At 54.7% G+C, this 22,516-nt stretch carries 14 protein-coding genes; 5 read left to right on the top strand and 9 right to left on the bottom strand.

Translation table 11 applies throughout. From position 1 onward, the window contains the following. Positions 1 to 6: 6 nt before the first annotated feature. The 8 genes from TMES_RS17055 to TMES_RS17020 form a co-directional block, all read right to left on the bottom strand. Positions 7 to 1,107 (bottom strand): ABC transporter ATP-binding protein, encoded by a 1,101-nt coding sequence (locus TMES_RS17055; RefSeq protein WP_085584770.1) that lies wholly within the window; start codon positions 1,105 to 1,107, stop codon positions 7 to 9. Next, positions 1,104 to 2,645: a glycerol-3-phosphate dehydrogenase gene (glpD, locus tag TMES_RS17050; RefSeq protein ID WP_085584768.1), complete on the bottom strand. Its 1,542-nt coding sequence runs from the start codon at positions 2,643 to 2,645 to the stop codon at positions 1,104 to 1,106. Before glpD ends, TMES_RS17055 begins: the two co-directional genes overlap by 4 nt. Before the next feature lie 737 nt (positions 2,646 to 3,382). Continuing rightward, positions 3,383 to 5,542: a TonB-dependent siderophore receptor gene (locus TMES_RS17045; RefSeq protein ID WP_085584766.1), complete on the bottom strand. Its 2,160-nt coding sequence runs from the start codon at positions 5,540 to 5,542 to the stop codon at positions 3,383 to 3,385. 114 nt (positions 5,543 to 5,656) lie between these two features. Next, the gene (locus TMES_RS17040) at positions 5,657 to 6,544 is read right to left on the bottom strand and encodes a helix-turn-helix domain-containing protein (RefSeq protein ID WP_085584764.1); all 888 of its coding nucleotides are present in this window, start codon (positions 6,542 to 6,544) and stop codon (positions 5,657 to 5,659) included. A gap of 156 nt (positions 6,545 to 6,700) precedes the next feature. Further along, the gene (locus TMES_RS17035; protein WP_085584762.1) at positions 6,701 to 7,009 is read right to left on the bottom strand and encodes an AtuA-related protein; all 309 of its coding nucleotides are present in this window, start codon (positions 7,007 to 7,009) and stop codon (positions 6,701 to 6,703) included. A 3-nt stretch (positions 7,010 to 7,012) separates the two neighbouring features. Further along, positions 7,013 to 8,350: an acyclic terpene utilization AtuA family protein gene (locus tag TMES_RS17030; protein WP_085584760.1), complete on the bottom strand. Its 1,338-nt coding sequence runs from the start codon at positions 8,348 to 8,350 to the stop codon at positions 7,013 to 7,015. Then, on the bottom strand, positions 8,347 to 10,212 hold the full coding sequence (locus TMES_RS17025; protein ID WP_085584758.1) for a TRAP transporter permease: 1,866 nt from the start codon (positions 10,210 to 10,212) through the stop codon (positions 8,347 to 8,349). Before TMES_RS17025 ends, TMES_RS17030 begins: the two co-directional genes overlap by 4 nt. 62 nt (positions 10,213 to 10,274) lie before the next feature. Then, positions 10,275 to 11,243, bottom strand: a complete 969-nt coding sequence (locus TMES_RS17020) for a TAXI family TRAP transporter solute-binding subunit (RefSeq protein ID WP_085584756.1) — start codon at positions 11,241 to 11,243, stop codon at positions 10,275 to 10,277. Between the two features lie 137 nt (positions 11,244 to 11,380). Here TMES_RS17020 and TMES_RS17015 point away from each other — a divergent pair, with 137 nt between their 5' ends. The 5 genes from TMES_RS17015 to TMES_RS16995 all read left to right on the top strand — a co-directional run bounded on the left by TMES_RS17015 (position 11,381) and on the right by TMES_RS16995 (position 16,460). Continuing rightward, complete coding sequence (locus TMES_RS17015; RefSeq protein WP_085584754.1) at positions 11,381 to 12,310, top strand: LysR family transcriptional regulator; 930 nt, start codon at positions 11,381 to 11,383, stop codon at positions 12,308 to 12,310. Positions 12,311 to 12,534: 224 nt separating this feature from the next. After that, complete coding sequence (locus TMES_RS17010; protein WP_085584752.1) at positions 12,535 to 13,524, top strand: TRAP transporter substrate-binding protein; 990 nt, start codon at positions 12,535 to 12,537, stop codon at positions 13,522 to 13,524. A 145-nt stretch (positions 13,525 to 13,669) separates the two neighbouring features. Next, on the top strand, positions 13,670 to 14,158 hold the full coding sequence (locus TMES_RS17005; RefSeq protein ID WP_085584750.1) for a TRAP transporter small permease: 489 nt from the start codon (positions 13,670 to 13,672) through the stop codon (positions 14,156 to 14,158). Beyond that, entirely contained in the window at positions 14,155 to 15,585 is a 1,431-nt protein-coding gene (locus TMES_RS17000; protein WP_085584748.1) for a TRAP transporter large permease, read from the top strand. The genes TMES_RS17005 and TMES_RS17000 overlap by 4 nt, the downstream gene beginning before the upstream one ends. 5 nt (positions 15,586 to 15,590) lie before the next feature. Next, positions 15,591 to 16,460 carry an isocitrate lyase/PEP mutase family protein gene (locus TMES_RS16995; protein WP_085584848.1) on the top strand — a complete coding sequence of 290 codons (870 nt, stop codon included), beginning with the start codon at positions 15,591 to 15,593 and terminating at the stop codon, positions 16,458 to 16,460. Positions 16,461 to 16,546: 86 nt separating this feature from the next. Here TMES_RS16995 and TMES_RS16990 read toward each other — a convergent pair whose 3' ends face one another. Further along, positions 16,547 to 22,513, bottom strand: coding sequence for a type I polyketide synthase (locus TMES_RS16990; protein ID WP_085584746.1), 5,967 nt, complete (start codon positions 22,511 to 22,513; stop codon positions 16,547 to 16,549). Positions 22,514 to 22,516 lie beyond the last annotated feature (3 nt).

Here is a 22,516-nt window from a genome sequence, read left to right as displayed (position 1 = left end):
CCGGGCTCAGGCGGCCTTGCCATTTGCGATTTCAACAGGGGGCGCTGCCATAAGCCGGTTATCGGCATCAAAAACAAACAGGCGTGACGGGTCGAGATAGAAGGTGGAGGTTTCGCCAAGGCGCGGATTGTGAACGCCTTCTTCCTGAATGACCCAGGATGCATCGTTGAAATGCACATGAACGAAGGTTTCAGACCCGGTGATTTCGGCCAGTTCGACATTGCCTTGCATGGCGATGGCGTGCGGGCCGGGATTAACCACGGATAAATGATTGGCCCGAACGCCAACGGTGCAATTGCCGGTGCTGATACCTGACAAATGACCGGCCAGCGCGATATTGTGGCCGCTGGCAAGCGACAGAGTGCGATCAGCAATGTGACCCGCGATCAGGTTGATGGGCGGATCGGAAAAAATGAGGCCGGTTTCGACCGTGGCCGGGTTGTGAAAAACGCTGGTGGTGGCGCCAAACTGGGTAACGCGGCCTTCATGCATGACGGCACATTTACCGCCCAAAAGCAGGGCCTCCATCGGTTCGGTGGTGGCGTAAACCACAATGGTGTCGCGCTTTGCCAACAGGTTTGGAATTTCTTCGCGCAGTTCTTCGCGCAATTTATAATCCAGATTAACCAATGGTTCGTCGAGCAAAAGAAGCGTGCAATCCTTGACCATGGCGCGCGCCATGGCGGTGCGCTGTTGCTGCCCGCCCGAAAGTTCCTGGGGCAGACGGTCAAGCAGATGTTCGATATGCATCAATTCGGCGGTTTCGCGCACGCGGCGGTCGATTTCGGCCTTGTCGGCCCCCTGAAGTTTCAGCGGCGATGCGATATTGTCGTACACATTCATCGACGGGTAATTGATGAACTGCTGATACACCATGGCGATGTTGCGTTTTTGAACGCGTTGGCCGGTAACATTGGTGCCATTAACCAGAATACGCCCGCTGGTTGGCGGTTCCAGCCCGGCCATGATCCGCATCAGGGTGGTTTTCCCCGCCAGAGTTCGGCCCAGAAGGACATTGAACGAACCTGGTTCCAGTGTCATCGACACATCGTCGATATGGGTGACACCTCCCATGGTTTTGGTAATATTTTCAAGCGTCAGGGTCATTTGTCTTCGTTTCCTTCGCCAATCGGGGCGGTTAGGAGGGAGGGGTTGTTTTTGGCAAACCAGTTGGCGATGGCGGTTGCGGTATCCTGTGTCACATGCAGCCCAAGTTTGGAGCGCCGCCATAAAACATCGTCAGCGCAGCGTGCCCATTCGTGCTTCATCAGGTAGCGCAGTTCGTTTTCATAAACGTCGCCGCCCAGATGTTGGCCCAAACCGGCGGTATCAGAAGCATTGGCGATTATTCTATCGCTCAGTGTGCCGTAATTTCGCACGTAACGGTAGAGCTGTGCAGCGGGAAGCCAGGAAAATCGTTGCTGCATTGCGGCAAGATAGGCATCGAAATTGCCATTGGGCATGTCGCCACCGGGAAGCGGGGTGCCGCTGGTCCAGGGGGCTTCGTCATTGCCCAGATAAGGCGAGAGGCGGGCAAGGGCGGATTCTGCCAGTTTGCGATAGGTGGTTATTTTGCCGCCGTAAATGTTAAGCAGCGGGGCTTCGTCGTTTTGCTGGTCGATTTCCAGAACATAATCGCGGGTGACGGCGGAGGCATCTTCATCGGCATTGCCATAAAGCGGGCGCACCCCGGAATAAGACCAGACAACGTCGGTGGGCGTTATTTTGCGCGAAAAATAGGTATTGGCGAGGTCGCATAAATAGGAAATTTCGTCGCTGCCAATGGCAACCTTGGCGGGATCGCCTTTGTAATCGCGGTCGGTGGTGCCGATCAGGGTGAAGTCCTGTTCATAGGGGATCGCAAAAACAATGCGGCCATCGGGATTTTGGAAAATATAGCAATAATCGTGGTCAAACAGCTTGGGCACGACAATGTGGCTGCCCTGAACCAGGCGAATGCCCTGTTTCTTATGGGCGTCGACCTTGTTTTCCAGCAATTCGGCGCACCACGGCCCGGCTGCATTGACCAGGGATCGGGCGCGAATTTGCCGTTCTTCGCCATTTTGACGCACGGTGACAATCCATAAATCACCTTCGCGCCGGGCCGACAGGCATTCGGTGCCAACATTAATCTCGGCCCCGCGATTTTGCGCATCGATTGCGTTTAAGACAACAAGGCGGGCATCCTGTACCCAGCAATCGGAATAAACAAAGGCCTTGTCCATGCCCGGTGCCAAGGGCGCCCCGGCGGGATGGGCCGCCAGACGCACGCCTTTGGAGCCGGGGAGTTTTTTGCGCCCCCCGAGATGATCATAAAGAAACAGGCCCAGCCGGATCATCCATGCCGGGCGCAGCCCTTTGACATGGGGCAGCACAAAGCGCAGCGGCCAGATGATGTGCGGGGCCGCATTAAGCAGGACTTCGCGTTCGATCAGGGCTTCGCGCACCAGCCGGAATTCGTAATATTCCAGATAGCGCAAACCGCCATGAATGAGCTTGGTGCTGGCCGAGGATGTGGCAGAGGCAAGGTCGTTTTGTTCGCACAAAAAAACCTTTAATCCACGCCCGGCTGCATCACGCGCAATACCTGTGCCGTTGATGCCGCCCCCAATAATGGCAACGTCATATGTGTCTGAAGTGAGCAACCGCTTCCTCCCTGATTGCCCGGATTATTGACCGCTGGTATCAGCTGTCGTTCCTTATTTTCACAAACGTTACAAACATGTAAAATTAAACGCAAGTGAAAATAAAATATTCGATAAATTTTCAACGAATTTGCGCAAAAGACGTCGATAAGTGATTGTTTTTGCATTTAAACTTAAATAGAAAAAACAATCTCATGTTGATAAATATAAGCGACATGCTACCTGATGTGTACGGTCCATTTTACAGAATCGTTGCAAATTGAAAATATCAGCGGGGTGTGATTATGGCGTTGCGGTCAGGCTTGCACGCACTAAAACCTTTGATATCTCGGCGAAAACGGGGAGTTAACGACCGGTGCGGTCATGCGGAAAGGCGCGCGAATGACGAGTGTGGTGCGGAAACTTCGCATTGCATTACGGGTAAAAAGGCACATGGGTAAGGGGGAAGGGTTCTGAGTGCGGATAATTGCTGTTTACCGCGAAAGTTGGATAGCAAGAATAGAATTATCGACAAAATGTTTGCGATGGCACAGGGCGTCAAGGCGTATTTTTGTATATAAATTTTCGAAAATGAAATTTTTTGGAAAAAGAGAGAGGTTTGTTTCGGAGCAATGGCACACAAGTGCCGCCGACAAGCCCGGGGACGGCGGATTAGCCCATAAAAAAGCTGACGGATTTGTGGTGAAATCCGTCAGCTTTGGGTGTGTTCGGTTATACGCTATTTCAAGAACCGCAAATTACCAGTTTACATGGAGCTTGAGCAGGGCTGTGCGGCCTTCGGCGTAACCGCAGGAAAATTCTGTCTGGCAGCCCGCGACATAGGTTTTGTCAAACAGGTTGGTGACGTTCAAATCAACTCCCCACATATTGTCAATGGCGTAGCCAATTTTGGCGTCATAAACAGTTGCCGAGGGCACCTTGTACTTGTTGGCATTATCTGCCCAGGTGGCACCCTGATATCGTGCGCCGCCGCCCAGTGTAATGCCGTCGAGAACGCCTTGGTCAAAGGTGTAATCTACAGCAAGGGCTGCCTGACGTTCGGGGAACAGATAGGGGGTTTTTCCAACTGTTGTGGCGTCGTTATCCTTGGTGATTTCCCCCGCCATGGCGGTAAAGCTGGCGGTCAGTTTGAGGTTGCGGGTCAGGTTGGTTTTGGCTTCAAATTCAAGGCCCTTGGAATTAACCTCGCCAAGCTGTGATTTGTTAACGCCAGAGCCGGTGACGACGTTTTGGCGGGTCAGGTCAAACATCGCGACGGTGAACAGGGCATCGAAGCTGGTGGGGGCATATTTCAGGCCGACTTCATATTGTTGCCCGGTTTCGGGCTGCATTAATGCGCCGTCATTGGTGGTATCAAGCACTGGGTTAAACGAGCTGGAAACGCTGGCATAAGGGGTTAGGCCGTTATCAAAAAGATAAGCCAGACCGGCGCGACCGCTCCATTCGCCTTCGGTGCTGTCATATTCGGTGGTGCCTTCGGATTTGGTTGACAAATAATCGTAACGGCCGTTCAGGGTGGTTAACCAGCCGTCACCAAACCGGATTTGGTCCTGGGCATAAAAACCGACCTGGTTCATGACCAGATCCTGATCGATATAGGAAGACCGTGCCCCCTGGGCGCTGGCATCATATACCGGGTTAACCGCATTGATGGTGGTGGCCGAGCCGGACAGTTGGACCTGATCCATGTCGTAGCGTTTGTAATCGATGCCGCCCATCAGGGTGTGGTTGAGGAAGCCGGTATCGAATTTTTGTTCAAGCTGGTTATCAAGCCCGATGGTGTTGACCGTGGTGCGATGTTCAAAATTGATGCGGCTAAGGTCATAATTGCTGCCGGTTGGGGTGGCGCTGTAGGAATCATAACCATAGGCATAAAGTGACACTTCGTGAATTTCGGCGCGACCGACACGCAGGTTCTGACGGAAGGTCAGATTGTCGTTAATGTCGTGGGACAGCTCGTACCCGGCGCTGTATTGGCGGCGCAGATATTTATCCAGCCCGGGTTCGGTGAAGTTTGAATCCGGGTCTATTTTGCCAAACGGCGCATCAACCACGGTGCCCGTATAGGGCAAAAACGCGCCGCCATTATGGGTTTCGTCCATAAAGGTATAGTTGGTTAAAATGGTCAGGCTGGTGGTATCGTTGGGCGTCCAGGTAAAGCTGGGCGCGATGCTGCCTTTAAAACCTTCGGAAAAATCGGTGCTGCCATCGCCATCTGAGATAATGCCGCTGAGGCGATAGGCGGCAACATTGCTGAGCCGGTCGCTAAAATCGATGCCGGTGGACATTTTGCCGGTGTCGGTGACGCTGGCATCAACATGGCGCAGACGGTCGCCGGTTGGGCGTTTGCTGACATAATTGACCAGGCCGCCGGGATTTGCCCCGCCATATAAAACCGACGATGCACCGCGCAAAACTTCGACACGTTCAAGGTTATAGCTGTCGACATAAAAGCCGCCAAAACCGTAGCTGTAATTTTGCAGCCCATCCATATAAACGCCGGTTGCGGTTGCCTGAAAACCGCGAATGAAGATCCAGTTGGTGTCACTGTCAGGCCCGAAAGGCTGGGTGTAAACACCGGGGGTGTAGCGCAGGGCCTCGTCAATCTTGGTGGCACCTCGATCATCCATTTCTTCACGGCCAATGACGGAAACTGATTGGGGGACTTCGCTGATCGGGGTGTCGGTTTTTGAGCCTGCCGAGGTTTTTTGCGCGACGTATCCGTTCACCGGCGAGATTGCAGTTGATTTGTCCTGCTCGCCGTCAATGACGATGGGATCGACGACAACTTCTGCGTCATTGCTTTGGGCGTGCGCGAAACTGGTATAGCTGATGGAAAGAAGTGCGGCCGTGCCCAGAAGAAACGATTTTGACCACGGATGTGTCTTGAAATTCATTTCGGGGATTTCCCTGTATCGGTTGCCATTGTGAATGTGACAATGCGATAGCACGAGAGCAGACGGGGAATATTGAAGCCTATTTGGCTGTATTGAACAGATTTTGGTTTAATTTCATAATGTTTGTTCTTTCCGCCATGCGCCGGGCGTGTGGCCAACAATTTGACGGAAAACACGGGTTAAATGGGCCTGATCGGCAAAGCCGACATTGGTGGCCACACTTGCCAGCGAAACGTCGCGATCCTTTAGCATTTGTTTTGCCTGGGCAATTCGGGCTTTCATTTGCCATTTGTGCGGCGGCATCCCGGTTGACTCGCGAAAGGCAGAACAAAAATACGATTGCGATAAACCCGCCATGCCTGCCAGTTCATCAAGCCGGATAATGCGATCGCAATTTTGTTCAATAAAATCGATGGATTTGCGCAACTGGTGGGGGGCAAGTTTGCCGCGTTTGCGTTCGGGCTCGTTCTGGCATTGGGGTGCAAACAGAGCCGCAGTCAGGGCCGAAACCAGACTTTCGCCATACAGGTCGTTTTCCGGGCTTTGATGATTAAAATCGTCGGCAATCAGTTTGACCAGCGACTTGATGCGCAAATCACAAAATTTGATCCGAGGGGTTTCGACGGCACTTCGGTTCAAATCGCAGGAAAAACAGGTTTCCACCTGGGCCATATCAAGGTGAAAATCGAGATGGCGCAATTGGCACGGGCCGCTGATTTGCGATGAAAGTTCCATCCCGGCGGGAATGTAATACAGACACCCGGCTTCTTGCTGGCGATTGCGGGGATGGTCTGATGCTGCCGGGATATGAAACTGCCCTTCACCAATACATTCAAGCACCGCGACAAGGCGAGGGGCCTGCGAGACATAGGTGCCGGTGGCATTTTTGTCGCAGGAAACATGCCATAGATCGGTTATCCCTGTTTTCCAGCGGCGATAACGTAAATCTTCCATGATCGAAATGCCTTCGATCCGGCTGGTCATGCGGGGATGGAATGTCATGCTTGGCACTCCTGCCGGCGCGTTGGGAAAGACATTATTGTCTGGTCATTACCCAATATACGCGAAGATCAACTGCAAACAATAGTAATTCGCATTATTATTTGCGGCATGTCCCAATCAGCGGATATCTCGCCGCTTAAATTGCGCCCTTTTCCGTCAAAAATCGGGAATTTCGATGTCGAGCATGGCGGAGGCAAGGCATTTGCCGTGGGCATCGAGGGCGAGCGACCGGGTGACGCCGCCACCCAGAGCGTTGTGCAAAACGAAATTTAACGCGCCAAGTTGGGGCAGTTCGTAGCGTTCGATGGGGCCGCCCGCGATATTGGCAAAACGTGTCGCAACCTGTTGCGAGGTCAGGATTTTGCGCAACAGATCAAAATGCGCACGGTCATAGGCGATGACGGAAATGTTGGAGATATTGCCCTTGTCGCCAGTACGGCAATGGGCGATTTGATGGAGCCGCATGGGTTAAACCTCCAGCATGGTGAGGGTGGGCGTGATCAGGGTTTCGTCAAGCAGGCCCGATACAATGCCGACAATTTGCCGGGCGGACCGGGTGACGCCGCCGCCCGCCGCCGGGCCGTTTAGATACAGGCTTTCGACTTCTTCGCCGATGCGCCGGGCGTCGGCCAATGAGGCTGTACGGGCGGTGAAGCGGGCGCGGATTTCGGGGATGCGGGTGGTGTCGCCCTCGAACGCCCCCAAAACAGCATCAAGCCCGATCAGATCGCAGCGTATTTCCTGACAAGTGACATTGGTGATGTTGAGACGCTCACGAACGATATCCAGCGCGAGGCGACCACGCGCAACACAGCCCGCACCGGCATAGGATATTTGCCCTTCGCCGATGAATGAATCGACATAGCCAACCGAAACTTTCAGCGTGCTCGTCCGCGCATGACCAGAACCGCCGGTGATGGCAACGCGGTCTGGCCCGACCTGTTGGATATGGACGCCGGAAAAGTCGGCGATGACGTCGGGTTGCAAATAGCTGGCGGGATTGTGGACTTCGTAAAGCAATTGTTCGCTGCAGGTGGCGACGCTGACAATGCCGCCGGTGCCCGGTGTTTTGGTGATGATGGCATCGCCGTTTTCCGATACTTCGGCCAAGGGAAAGCCCAGCCGGGCAATGTCGGGCACGTCCTTAACCCCCGGATCGGCGAAATAACCGCCGGTAATTTGCCCGCCACATTCCAGCAAATGGCCGACCAATGTACCCCGGCCCAGTTTTTGCCAGTCATCCATCGACCAGCCAAATTCGTAAATCTGCGGGGCGAGAAACATGGCGGGGTCGGCCACGCGCCCGGTTAAGACAATATCGGCACCCTGTACGAGGGCTTCAACAATTGGCCCGGCGCCGAGATAGGCATTGGCGGAAATAACCGGTTTGTTAAATTGCGCCAATGTTTCGCCGGTTTCCATCAGGGTAAAGGTGTTCGGGTTTAGCTGGTCGTGAACATCATCACCGCAGACCACGGCAATGCTCAGGCCGGTTAAGCCCAGTTCGCGGGCAATCTCGAGCGTGCGTTGACCGGCCATGACCGGGTTTGCTGCGCCCATATTGGAAATGATGCGGGTTTTGTTGTGATGGCAGATCGGCAAAACTGCGCGCATACGACGTTCGAGCAAGGGGTCATAACCCGCGTCCGGGTCGGCCATGCGGGCCTGTTGGGCCAGGGCGATGGTGCGTTCGGCCAGACATTCAAACACCAGATAATCAAGATTACCATTTTGCGCCAGTTCGACGGCAGGTTCGATACGGTCGCCGGCAAAACCGGCCCCGGTGCCAATGCGCAGGGTTTTCATGACCGGGCCTCCTGTGCGGGTTTATGGGCCCGGGACCAGTAATAGCAGCCTGCCAACACGGCAACGGCGATGATCGGGGCCAGCACAAACGACCAGATGGCAAGGGCGATGCAGACCAGCAAGATGGCGCGATCCAGCCAGATATGGCCCAACAGCCGTTGCCCGCCCAGCAGGGCCGGAATGGCGAAGACCAGCACCAGCCCGGAGATGCAGGCATTAATGACCTCAAGGGCGCCGCCCCGCCCGGTCATGCCGGGATACAGGAGCAACAGGAACGGCACGATATAGGTGACAGCACCCAGACGAACGGCCTCGACCGCGGCGGGCAGCCAGTTGGTATTGGCAATGCCGGAAGCCACAAATACTGCCACGCAGACCGGTGGTGTTATGACCGAAATGGTGGCGAAATAAAACACGAACAAATGCGCGGTTAACGGATCAACCCCGACATTGATCAAGGCGGGGGCCAGAACAGCGGCGACCAGAACATAAGCCGCCGTTGTGGGCAGGCCCATGCCCATGATCAGGCAGACAAGCGCGACAATTAACGCGACCAGCACAATGGAATTACCGGCTATGGCAACGATCATGGAGCTAAGCGATACGCCAATGCCGGTCATATTGATCATGGAAACCAGAATTTGCGCCCCGGCCAGCAACACGCCGATAATGACCATGCCTTTGCCTGCATCGGCGATGCCATCAATTACGCGCCGGGCCATTTCCGCCGTGGTGAGTTTGCCAAGCGATGTGCCAACAAAGGCAATCAGCAAGCCGACAATGCCGTAAAAGGCGGAGGTGGCAACCGAACGGCCCATGAAAATGCCAATGCCCAGCCCGGTAAGGGCGGCGATAATGGGCAGAACCCGACGCCACTGCAAAATATGGGACCATGCGGGCAGTTCATCATCGGGGACAAGGCGCAAGCCACGCCGTACCGAAATGATATGCACGGTGACAAAAACCGACAGATAAAACAGCAAGGCCGGAATGATGGCAGCGACCATGATGTCGACATAGGAAATGCCAAGAATTTCGGCCATGACAAAGGCGGCAGCCCCCATGATGGGCGGGGCAATTTGCCCGCCGGTGGAGGCGACGGCCTCGACCGCCGCTGCAAACGGGGCGGGATAGCCCAAGCGTTTCATCATCGGGATGGTGAAATTGCCGGTGGTGGCAACATTGGCAACGGCGGAACCCGATATCATGCCAAACAGGCCGCTGGCGATGGTGGCGATTTTGGCCGCCCCACCGGGTTGGCGACCGCCCATGCGCATGGCAAGGTCCATAAAACTTTGCCCGCCGCCGGTATGGAGCAAAAGCGCGCCAAATAGCACAAACGCCGCAATAACCGTGGCGGCAACGCCGGTAAGCATGCCCCAGATGCCCAGATCGCCAAGAAAGATGGTTTCGGTGACAAAGGCGCTGTCAAAGCCGCGATGGCCAAGAATACCGGGCAGGTTTTGCCCGAACAGGGCATAGGCGAGGCCAATAATCACAAGCAATGGAAAGATAATGCCAACTGCCCGGCGGCCAATTTCAAGAACCGAGATCACAAGGCAGGTTGTGAGCACCATGTCGTAACTTGTGGCCCAGGGCAGGGTGGTCATGATTTTATCGTAATTGATAACGATATAGCCACAGGCGATGAGGGTGAAGGCAGCAATGAGGATGTCGACGAACAGCCCCATTGGCCGCCATTTTGTGTCTTTGCCCAGCGGATAAATTGCCAGACCAAGACAGACAACCAGAGCGAGGAAAATCGCACGCTGTATCAGACTTTCAAAAGGGCCAGATGCGGCAGTGTAAAAGACAAAAGCCCCCACAAGCACAGCAAGCCCGTTTTGCACACGCAACAGCATGGCGAATTTCCTCCCGGTTGGTCGTTGTTTTTATTGTTATGATTAATGTTGCCTAGGTGCGGTCAGCTTTTGGCAGGGTCCAGGCGGGCTGGAATGTCATAGCCATGTTCGCGGAACCATTTGGCCGCACCGGGATGGAACGGGATGGTGCCATATTGCAGCGTCAATTTTGCCAGATCGGCCCCTTTGACGCTGGCCATGGCTTCGCCCTGAACCGTTTTATCGGCCATGATCGCATCAACAATTTTATAGGCGGCATCTTCGGACAATTTCATGCCTGCCGCAACACCAACACCAAAGCTCCATGTGGAGTAAGCCGGGATGCTGTTGGCGGTGTCTGCCGGAATATCGACGAGCGAAATATCGGGCATTTTGTCGCCCAGTGTTTTCTTTTGATCGTCGGTCAGGCTTAGGACACGGATCGGCGTAAAGGTGGCGATATCTATGGTGGAGCTGTCGAGTTTTTCACCGGCACCTGATTTTACATAACCGGCCAAGCGGTTATCCTTGATCATGTCGACAACGTCGGTGGTGGAGCCACGGACATAATCGGCCGACAGACCAAGGGTTTTAAAAACGGCTTCGGTTGTGCTTTCGGTGGCAGAACCCTTGATGCCGGGGTTAAAGCGAACACCGGAAAGCTCAGCCAGATTTTTAACGCCGGAATCTTCGCGGACGATAACGTTTTGCGGCGCGCCGGTATAAACCCACAACAAGCCGATATCGAGCGGATGACCTTCAAATTTGTTGGTTCCGGCTTTGGCGTGCTGGGCAACGTTGGTGGTGACAAGGCCAAGGTCGATCTGGTTGCGTTCGATGCGGCGCAAATTGTCCATCGTGGCGCCGGTTTCAACAACCGAGGCTTCCAGCCCGTCGGCCTTCTCGTTGATCAGTTTGGCGACGGCAACGAAATAGCCATAATGGCTGGATGAAGCCGAGGTGGAGCCAACAAGAAGTTTTTGCTGGGCCATGGCCGGAAAAGACAGGCCAATGGCCAGCGCGCCCGCAAGCGCGAGTGATTTGAGTTTCATAGCTATTCCTCCCTAATGCCCGTCTGGCGGGCTTTTCTGTTTATTACGACAGATTATTGGTTTTGTTTTTCGTAACGTTCAAAAGTGTGCCTGATAAGTTTTATTGCTTGAAGTGAAAAAAACGAGATAATTAATGCATGAAACGCATCAATGTTGATATTGACGAAATGCGGGCCTTTCGCGCCCTGGTCGAAACCGGCAGCTTTCGCACCGCTGCCGAAGATGTTGGTGTGTCACCATCGGCATTAAGCCGCCAGATTACGCGGCTGGAAAACCGGGTGGGCAGCCGCCTGTTTGACCGCGATACCCGCAATGTGGCGTTAACCCCGCAAGGGCAGGTTTTTTTGCGGCTGGCAGAGCGGATTTTAAATACCACCGAAAATGCCATGGCCGAATTTACCGCCTATCAGGCCGCACGGCGCGGGCGGCTGACCATTGCCGGTTTGCCATCGGTGACGGCAGGGTTATTGCCCAAACTGGTGCAGCAGTTTTTAGATGCCCATCCCGATGTCGATGTGCAGATTAATGATGTACTTTCCAACGGGATCATTCGGGAGGTTGAACTGGGTGAAGCCGACCTTGGCTTTACCGCCGGTGCAGTCGAGGTTTCGGAACGGTTGTCGTTTCAAAAACTGTTAACCGACCGGTTTGTTGCCGTGGGCGCGCCGGGCGGCCCGCTGGAGGAACGCCGCACATATGGCTGGCATGAGTTGGTCAGCCAGCCATTTGTGGCAATGGCGACAGGGACGAGCGTGCGCACATTGACCGATGCCGCCTGTGCCCAGCAAGGGTTGCTGTTTCGACCCCGGTTTGAAGTATCGCATCTGGCAACGGCCGGGGCGTTTGTATCGCAAGGGCTGGGGGTGACGGCATTGCCCGCCCTGACCTTGCCGGTTTTGGGGCGCGAGCCGCTTATATTTCGGTCGCTGGGGCAACCGGAGCTGTTGCGCGATATCGGGCTGATCTGGCGGTCGGGGCGGACATTGTCGCCCGCCGCGGTTGCCTTTTTGGAACTGGTGCGCAAAACCGACCTTGGCGCACAGATCCCCGACCCGTTCGCCGGGTAGGTGATTTTCAAGGCCCGATGTCGTAACAGCAATTGGTGTTTGAGCGTGATGGCGGCGTTTGTACCACGACAGTTTTCGTTGCACTGCGGCGTTCAACCGCAGATGCAGCAATTTTGTAAAATTCGGCCAAAGGTCGAAAAGGTGTTGAACAAAAGGGGTAATTTGGCCCATCTTCGCGCAGGATTGGAATTGATTGTAATTAAAAAACTCAGAGGGCGTCCATTATGAAAAAAATTGCCATGATCGCAGCCTTGATGGCAGCGGTAGGGGTTAGCGGTGCTGCACAGGCAGCAGATGTTACCTTGCGGATTGCATCGCAGCTTCCGCCGAAAAGCCACGTTGTTCAAAATCTTGAGCTGTTTAAAAAAGAAGTTGAAGAAAAATCGAACGGCGACATTGCAGTTGAAATTTATGACTCGGCAACCCTGTATAAAGACAAGGAAATTCCCAGCGCCGTTGGGTCAGGTTCCATTGAAATGGGCTCGGCATCATTAAGCCGTTATGCCGGTGACGTCCCGGCTGTTGATGTTTTCTATCAGCCGTTTGTGATTGATTCCGAAGCCAAGGTTCGTGAAGCTGTGGCTCCGGGGTCATCGGTGCGTGGCCCGCTTGATAACGCCATTGCCGACACCGGATCGACGGTTTTGTGGTGGCAGGCCTATGGCGGCACCGTCATGCTGTCCAAGGGTGCGCCGATTCATACGCCGAAGGATCTAGAAGGCAAAAAAGTGCGCGTATTTGGCAAGTCGCTGGGCGAATTTGTGGAAGCCGCCGGTGGCGCGCCGACCCTTATTTCCGGTTCGGAACAGTATCTGGCTTATCAGCGTGGCACTGTTGATGTGGGCATGACTGGCATTTCCGGCGTGAAATCGCGCAAATTGTGGGAAGTGATGGACACGGTTACCGTTACCAACATGGCCGATGTTGAATTTCTGGTGATGATCAATACCGATTTCTGGAACGGCCTGACCGATGGCCAGCGCGGTATTATTTCAACCGCAGCGCGCGATGCCGAAAAGGATGTTCGCGACCGCATGAGCGCGATTGAAGCCGCCGCATTCAAAGAATCGGAAGAAGCCGGGATGACGATTTACACCCCGACCGACGAAGAAGTGAAACAGTGGCGTGCGGTTTCGCAGCCGGTTTATGATTCATTTCTGAAAGATGCCGGCCCGCTGGGCAAGGAAGTTTTTGACGCTGCGAAGAAACTTTAAGCCTTCGTCATTTCCTTGAAGATTGACGCAAGGAACACCGCCGGTGCCATTGGGCGGGCGGTGTTCCTGTCTGTTTAGTTCCGTATATTCACCATATGAAAGGTGAGGGTGGCGTTTTTGGCCGTCCGTCACGCATTGTCCCACGATGTATAAACGATTTATTGTTTCACTGGCCTGGATCGGCGCGCTGCTGTTTGTGGCGTCGGGTCTGATGCTGAGCTGGGAAGTGGTTGCCCGATATTTTTTTGTCAAACCAACCATCTGGGCGGCCGAGCTTTCGCAGCTTTGCCTGATTTGGGGGGCGCTGATCGGCATGCCGTGGGCGTTGGCAACCCGCCGCCATATTGCGGTTGATGCCATAACCCGGCTGTGCAGCCCGACAATGCAACGGATGCTTGAAATTCTGGCGATGACAATAATCGCGCTTTTTGCGGTGATCGTGACGTGGAAAGGCTTTGATATATTTTATGAAAGTTTTGAACGCGGACGGACAACCGGGTCGATGCTGGATTTACCGACCTGGATTTCTGAATTGCCGGTAGTTATCGGTTTTGCCTTACTTGCTGTTCAGGCAGTGATTGAAATTGTGAATGTCCTGCGGGGCAGGGAAATTCCGCAAGGGGCGCACGAATGACCATTATTCTGACGCTGATTGCGCTTTTTGCGATTTTGTTAATCCGGGTGCCGGTGGCGTTTGCCTTGGGCGGGCTGGGTCTGGCGATGTTGATGCTGGGCGGCTTTTCGCCGTTAATGGCACCCCAGGCGATTTTATCGACGCTGGACGGGTTTATCCTGCTTGCCGTGCCATTATTTTTACTGATGTCGAACGTTTTGTTGCAGGCCGGGGTGGGCAAGGATTTGTTCGCCGCCGTTAGTGCGTGGGTCGGGCATTGGCCGGGCGGGTTGGCCGTGGCGACGATTTTATCATGCGGGGTTTTTGCCGCCATTTCGGGGTCATCGGTGGCAACGGCGGCAACCATTGGCACGGTTGCCATCCCGGAAATGATTAACCGGGGCTATAACAAGCGCTTTGTTTATGGCTTGCTGGCGGCGGGTGGCACATTGGGTATTTTAATTCCGCCGTCCATTCCGTTGATTATTTATGGCTTTGTCACCGAAGAATCAGTGATTTCGCTGTTTTTGGCCGGGATTGGCCCGGGCATTGCCCTGTTGGTGCTGTTTATCATTTTCTCAATGATTTATGCCCGTTTTGGCGGTCAAACGCCGGAACCGAAAAAAAGCTGGAACGAACGCTGGGCCGCAACATTTAAGGCCTTTCCGGCGATATTGCTGGCGGTGTTGATTATTGCCGGTATTTACGGAGGTGCCTTTACCCCGACCGAGGCCGCCGCAATTGGCTTTTCGGCCTCACTGGCGATTACGGTGCCGGTTTTGCGCCTGCCTGCAACCATGCTGGTGGCGGATGCGGTTTATTATCTGGTTTTTGGCGGGCAGGGGCCGGTTATTGGTTATTTTATCGTGCCAATGCTGGTTTTTGGCCTGTTTCGAGGCTTTGGCGGGCTAACCAACCGCATGAATATCCGCGTGACCATGCCTGCGTTGGACTGGAACGGAATTAAACGGGCCGCCTTTGAAAGCATGGCGACCACAGTTGCGGTGATTTTGATCATTGCCGGGGCCAAGGTGTTTGGCAAGGCGATTACGCTGTATCGTATTCCGCAGGATATTTCGGTTCTGATCAGCCACAATGTCGATACGCAACTGGGTTTTGTGCTGGTGGTATCGGTTGTGTTGCTGTTGATGGGCTTGGTGTTTGAAGCTCTGTCAATGGTGCTGATCATGACGCCGGTATTGTTGCCAGCGGCGATGGCGCTGGGCATCGACCCGATCTGGTTTGGGGTTTATATGGTGATCATGGTTGAATGTGCGCTGATTACGCCGCCGGTCGGGATGAATTTGTATGTTATTCAGTCGGTAGCAAAAACAGCGTTGGGAGAAGTGTCAAAAGGGGTGTTTCCGTTCATCCTGTTGATGTTTTTTACCGCCTTTCTTTTATATGTCTGGCCCGATCTGGCCCTGTATATTCCGTTTAAAATGTGATGAAAATGACACCTGCAAATACCCTGCGTGCCATGCTGGCGCGCGATGAACTGATTACCATGCCGTGCTGCTTTGATGCGCTTTCGGCCAAACTGATTGAACAGGAAGGCTTCGGCCTGACATTTATGTCGGGCTTTTCGGCCGCAGCGGCGCGGATTGGCGAGCCGGACCTTGGATTAATGTCATACGGCGAAGTGCTGGACCAGGCGCGCAATATTACCGATGCGGTTTCGATCCCGGTGATTGGTGATGGTGATACCGGCTATGGCAATGCCATGAATGTAAAGCGCACCGTGCGCGGCTTTGCCAAGGCCGGTTGTGCCGCGATCATGATTGAAGACCAGGTGGCACCCAAACGCTGCGGCCATACCAAAGGCAAGGAAGTGGTAAGGCGCGACGAAGCGTTTGATCGCATTCGGGCCGCGGTTGACGCGCGGGATGGCGGGGCCGATATTTTGATATTGGCACGCACCGATGCCCGCCACGAACATGGTTTGACCGAAGCCATTGACCGGGCGGCGAAATTTGCCGAATTGGGTGCGGATATCCTGTTTGTCGAGGCCCCCAAATCGGTTGATGAAATGCGCACGATCTGTGATGCGTTGCCCGGTGCCAAGATGGCCAATATTTTGGAAGGTGGCGAAACACCGGATTTATCGCCAGCCGAGCTTCAGGAAATTGGCTTTAAAATTGCGGCTTATCCCTTGTCGTTGATGGCAGCGGCAATGAAGGCGATGGTGCAAACCCTGCAATTGTTAAAAGCCGGATCCCCGCGCAGTGACATGCTGATGGAATGGCCGGAATTGCGCCAGCGGATCGGGTTTGATGATTATTACGAACAATCAGCACCCTATGCGACATCGCGCCGCGATTAACAGGGCGCACTGAATTTTGGGAAACCTCGCAGGATGATGGCCTGCGGGGTTTTGTTGTTTATGGCACGGAGGTTTAAAGGCTGGTGTTAACTGATAGCGAGATGGTTTTGGGTTGTGGTATCAGACTGGTGCCGGTTCGGCGTTATGTGTGTGGCATGGTTGTGTAAGCCCGTTGCAACAATTGCAATGGCAAGACAGATCCGGGCGGAATCATCGGGTGTGGTGCCGTCGGTGGCGTAAGAGAGAATTGTGGTTTCGCCAGAATGGAACCTGATTTCGCCCGGGGTTGACGCAGGATCAAAAACCAGCGGCGCGTTGGCGAGGATGCCCGCTTTTTTAAGCGCCTCGCGCAGGGACCAGATGCGGGTGGCCGCTAAATCCAGGGGTTCGTCGAAGGTTTTTGCGATGAATTTGGCCTGTGCCATGCCAGTTTCCGCCAGCAGGGCGGACCATTCATCATCAGTCTTTTGCTGGACGGTTTGCAAATCGCAACCCGCAGATTGGTGGCTGTCGGTGACAAGTTTCCAGCCATCGCAATAGGATGACGACCTGAAGCGGGCATCGGCTGACGGGTCGGGTTTACCGTCTGGCCGGTGATCGGGCCGGTGGGTAAGGCGGCTGGCGGGCGTGCGATGTTGCCAGCGGTCATGAAAGGGAAAGAGCGTCAGGTGCATATCGGCTGTGGGCAGGTGTGCTGCGATTTTGCGTTCAACAGAGCTGGCCAACAAGGGAAGAGCGGTTAGTTTTAAGCTGACCGGGGTGCCGATTGCGCGAAGTTTAAGGCCGCGCCACTGTTCAACCGCCAACCCTGTTTCATCAAAAATAACAAGGTCGTAGATCAGATCAGTGCCAAGGACGGCGATTTCGGTGGCATACATGCGATAGGATTTATGCGGATCAAGCGGCGAGAGGGCGATTTCGTTGACCGATATCGGGATGACAGTTTGATGGGGAATGCAGGCCTGAACCGCATGCAGGGCGGCATCACGCGCACCGGCATCGCCCAGAACAAGGGTTTGTGGCAAGTTGCTTGCAAACCAGTTTTCGGGTTTGGCGGGGGACAGCGAGACCAGACAGCGGCGGGCCTCGATTAACTGATAGCCCTGTATCCGTTGGAAGCGGCCCTTTTGAAACAGGATGTTTTGATAGAGGTCGGATGCGGGGTTAAACGGCGCGATTATCGGGGCTTTGGCAACAGTTTTGATATCATCCGGGATCGGGGCAAAGGGCCTTGCAGGGGAGATATGGCACCGTGCAGTGACGTGATTTATGTGAAAGTCGGTGGTTGAACAGCGCAGGGCGAGCGAAAATTCCGTTGCTGTTATCGCAAGGGCAACCACCCGGATGGTGACAGGGCCATAGTTATCAGCAGCATCATCGTGCGAGGGGATGATGGCCTTGGCAAAATTGACGTCATTAAACACCAGTGATGCAGATGATTGTCCCGTGCTGGCAAGGACATGCACGGCGTTGCTCATGGCTTCTAGCGCCATGACGGCGGGGAAAACCGGTTCGCCGTTTAAGGTATGATCGGTGAGATAGGGGTCAGTTTGGGGCGATATTTGAAAATCGCTGATCCATTCGACATCAGGGTAATGAACCCGGATGTTTTGGGAAAAACGATGTGGCGTGGCCGGGGACGTGGCATGATTGAGGGTGCCAGATGTGCCATAACGTCCTGATACGATGAGGTTCGTTGGTAAGTTAACATCGTTTATAATATGCAGGAATTCACGCACGCCATCGTTGATCGAAATGGGCGAAATGCCCTGTGCCAGCAAGGTATCAAGACTGCCGACCCGTTGGCCCATACCCACCCCGGCCCACACTGACCATTCGATTGTTTTGCAATGGCACGCCGGGTGGTTTGTCTGAAAGTCGGCGATTTTCTGGCTGAGCCATTCGTTGCACAGCGCATAATCGGCCTCGCCGTGCAGGCCCATGCGGGCAATGATGGAGCCAAAACCGACCAGCAATTTGAGCTGCCCGGTGTGGATTACGGCCAGCACATTGTTCAGCCCGGTGATTTTGGGGGCCAGTGTTGCCTGAATGTCGCCCACGGTTAAATTAGCAACAGTTTTGGGGTTGTTGATACCGGCCCCGTGCAAAATGGCGGCTACCGGATGGCCCAGTTGTGTGGTGCCAGCGGCAACGGCCCGTTTAACATCGGCCAGCACGGCGATATCAGCGATTTGATAGCTGGTATTAATACCGGCATTGGCAAAGCGTTTCAGGTTGGCGGCCAGTTCGGCATTGTCGGCGGGCGAGGACCGACCCAGCACCAGAAGCGCGCAGCCCGATTGCCGGGCGAGTTGAAAGGCGCATTCGGCACTAATGCCTTTGCCACCGCCCGTTACCAGCAAAACATCATCTGTGCCAAGGATCGCGGGATGCGCACCTGAACGGGGTGCTACCCGCTCCAGACAAGGGATTGTGCGGGGATGATAGGCGGAAAGGGAAACCTCGGAATAACCCGGTGTGGCGGCGGTGATTTCGCCGATGATGTTTGCTATCATATCGGCGCTTGTATCATCAGTTAACGGCGATGCGAGGGTGATGATCAGCGTATCAATGTCGCTATTTTCAAGGAAGAACGATTTTACAAACCCGCTGACCGAGCCGCCCGATTGTAAAATAACCAGTTGAAACGGCGCTTTGGCCGCGTTGTTGCGGGTTATGGCACTTTGGCAGGCGGTTAACAGGGCTGAGACATCCAGACTGGAAGGATTGTTGATGCACAGCAGTGCCCCGTTGCCACAGGGTTGCGCGTTTAGCTGTGCGAGCAGGGCATGTTCGGCGGCACTCAACTTGCCATATCCTTGCCATTGACCCGCAAGAGCAGAAGAACGTAGCGACGGTAAGGGGGCGGGATGATTTTGAAATTGAAAATAACGCACCCAATTTTCGATACCGGCGGGCGCGCCTTGATGCGCGGTGCGACCGTTGTTTTCGGAATTGGCCATTTCGGTGATGGCTGCGGCGATATCGCCAATTTTACCATCGGCAAATTCGGTGGGGTCGACCAGCAGGGGCACACCAATGGCCGAGCTTAGGCGGGTGACGATTTCGCCAACGGTGATGGAATTTAAATGCAGATCGGACAACATCCGGCTGCTTTCTTCGAGCGACCATGACGGCAGGCCGGTGCGCTCGGCAATGATGGTGCGCAAATGGGCGAGAATGCTGGCACCATCGCGCGAGACGGAGGGGGGCTGGTTGGTGGTTTGGATGTCATTTAGGGCGATTTGTGGCTCGGCGTCCGTTGGGGTCTGGGTTGCTGCCGGGATTGTTTCGCACGGATTGGCGATGAATTGCGGGTTCCAGTCCCAGTCGAATTTTTTGTGAAAGCGTGTTTGATACAGGCGGCCCATATTGGGCGCACAGCCAAGAATGAACGCAGCGGCGGCAGCGCGCAAAAATGGATCAAAACTGGCACCGCCCACATCCATCGAAATGGCAGGAACATCACAAAAGCTTGCCGTGATTTTTTCGAGCAAGCTGCCGGGACCAACTTCGATAAACAGGTCGGTATCAGAGGCGGCGTGTTTTACCGCGTCCATGAACAGCACGGGCGAGGGAATTTGCTGGCACAGATAGGCGTTGATGGTTGTGTCGGGTGGTAACGGCGCGCCAGAAACGGTTGAGATGACAGGACGTTGGGCCGGGTTAAAGGTGAATTGCGCCAGCATTGTTGCCAGGCGGGTTGAAACGCCCGCCATTGCCGGAGAGTGAAACGCCTGATGCACGCCTAAAACGGTGCAGGCGGTGCCCTGCGCGCGAAGATCGGCGACAAACTGGTGAATGGCATCATGGTTGCCGGAAACAATGGTTTGCCGGGGGCCGTTGAGATTGGCGATGAAGATATCCTTGCGGGTGCCAATGGCGCCTTTGGTCCCGTTTTCATCAGTGGCAATGGCGGCCATTGCGCCCGATGTGTTGGCATCCGATGCCATTGCCAAGCCGCGCATGGTGGCAAGCTCCTGCAATGTTGGCCCGTCAAAATGCCCGGCCCAATGCAGGGCGGCAAGTTCGCCCAGACTGTGGCCGACGGCGACATCGCCCGTTATGCCCACATGTTTGAGCATTTCCAGCCCGGCAAGCGAGGCGGCAGCGATGGCGGGCTGGGCAAAGTCGGTATTGCTGCGGTCCTTGAAATCCTCAAGCCTGGCGTCTTCAAACGCCAGGCGGACGGCAGGGAAGCGACGTTCATAAATGCCGCCATGGCACCGCGCCGGGGCACCCTGACCGGAAAATAGCAAGCCGATTTTGCCGGTTTCAGGTTTGCTGGAGGCAAAAATGCCCTCGCTGGCGGCGATGTGAAGGCTGTTATCGGGCATTGCCTGCACGGTTGATTTCAGGGTTTCGAGTTTCTGCGCCAGCGCATCGGGGGTAGCAGCAACAAGGGCGGCCTTCCAGATGAATTGGGAATTAAGCGATGCGCGATGCGCCAGTTCGGCGGCAAGGTCGATTAATTCGGCGCGCGAGCATTTGGCAGCGAAGTCGGCGACGTGGTTCAGTGTCCACATCAAGTCGGCCTGGCGGGCAGCGGCGAAAACGAAAATTTCGCTGTCCTGAAATGCTTCAAGGTCTGTTCGTTTTTGGGTTCCCGCACCGTAGACCGAGGTTTTGGTGGCCGCAGGGCCTTCGGCCAGTGTGATATGGGTGTTAATGCCGCCAAACCCCATGGCGCTGACCCCGGCACGACGTTCAATGCCATCAGATTGCCAGTCATTGATCTGGTTGGAAGGGGCGAGGTTGCCTACGTTGTTTTCAAACAGGGCATGGGGGCGTTTGCAGGATGTGGTCGGGGGCAGGATGTTTTGGCTTAAACATTTGCTGGCGCGTAATAACCCGGCAATGCCGGCTGCGGCCTTGGTATGACCGATATTGGCCTTGATCGAACTGATAATGGCGGGCTGGATTGTGCCATCATATTGTTGGCGGGCGTTTATAAGAGCGGTGAGTTCGGCGGTATCGCCAACCTTGGTGCCCGTGCCGTGGCCTTCAAAATAGCCGACACTGCCAATATGGTAGCCCGCCCGGTGATAAGCGCGTTGCATGGCCAGCATTTGCCCGGCAGGTTCGGGCCGGGTTAACCCGCCACTGCCATCGGATGACACACCCCACCCCCGGATGACGGCATGGATATGTTCGCATTGTTCAATTGCGTCGTCATAACGCATCAGGGCCAGAAAACCACAACCTTCGCCAGGCCAGAACCCCTGTGATCCTTCGTCATAGACCAGCATATCGTCGCGCGCCAACGCCGAAGTACGTGAAAAACCGGTCAGTTCAAACGGATCGAGGCTAAGATCTACGCCACCGGCAAGAACCATATCGGCATCGCCCATGGTCAGGGCTGTGCAGGCATCAATTACCGAGATAAGCGATGAAGAACACGCGCCATCAACGGTGTAGCCACCACCTTTAAAGTCGAAATGGTTGCAGATGCGCCCTGCGATGGTGTTGGCAAGCCCGCCCGCAAGGGTGTCTTCGTTCGGAACCGGAAAGGGGGCTTTGTAACTGCCTTCAAGGTGGCGTAAAAACCGAACAAGGGTATCGTTTGTGATATCGGGATATTCGGTGCGCATCTGGCGTTCGACCACGCCGCGGACATAAGGCCAGCGTAAACGCATTAAATTGGCGCGCGAAAATTCGCCGGTTAATGTATTGCCAATGACGACACGGATGCCCTCATTGGCAACAATGGTGCTGCCTTTGCGAAAACGAATACTGTCGATAGTTTCGCGCGCAACAGTTAGCGCCAGCCAATGAGTAAGATCGGTTGCATCATAGCTTTGGCTGGAAACGCGAAACCAGTTGCGGTCAAACTGAAAGCCATTTAGCACGGCGGCCTGATTGGTATAGGCGCGGTCCAGTGCGTGGCCAGATGCGTCAAAATAACCCGCCGCAAGGCGTTCGACCGGGATGGTGCGAAAAGATCGGCGCTGGGCCAGGGCATTTTCAAATAATTGATCAGGATTATCGGCATCAGGATAACGACACGCCATACCAACAATGGCAATCGGGCAGTTTGTTGCGGGTTGTTGCATGGC

This window comes from Thalassospira mesophila (assembly GCF_002115755.1).
In the GTDB taxonomy this organism is placed as follows: Bacteria; Pseudomonadota; Alphaproteobacteria; order Rhodospirillales; family Thalassospiraceae; genus Thalassospira; species Thalassospira mesophila.
This window is presented reverse-complemented; position numbering and strand designations above follow the sequence as displayed.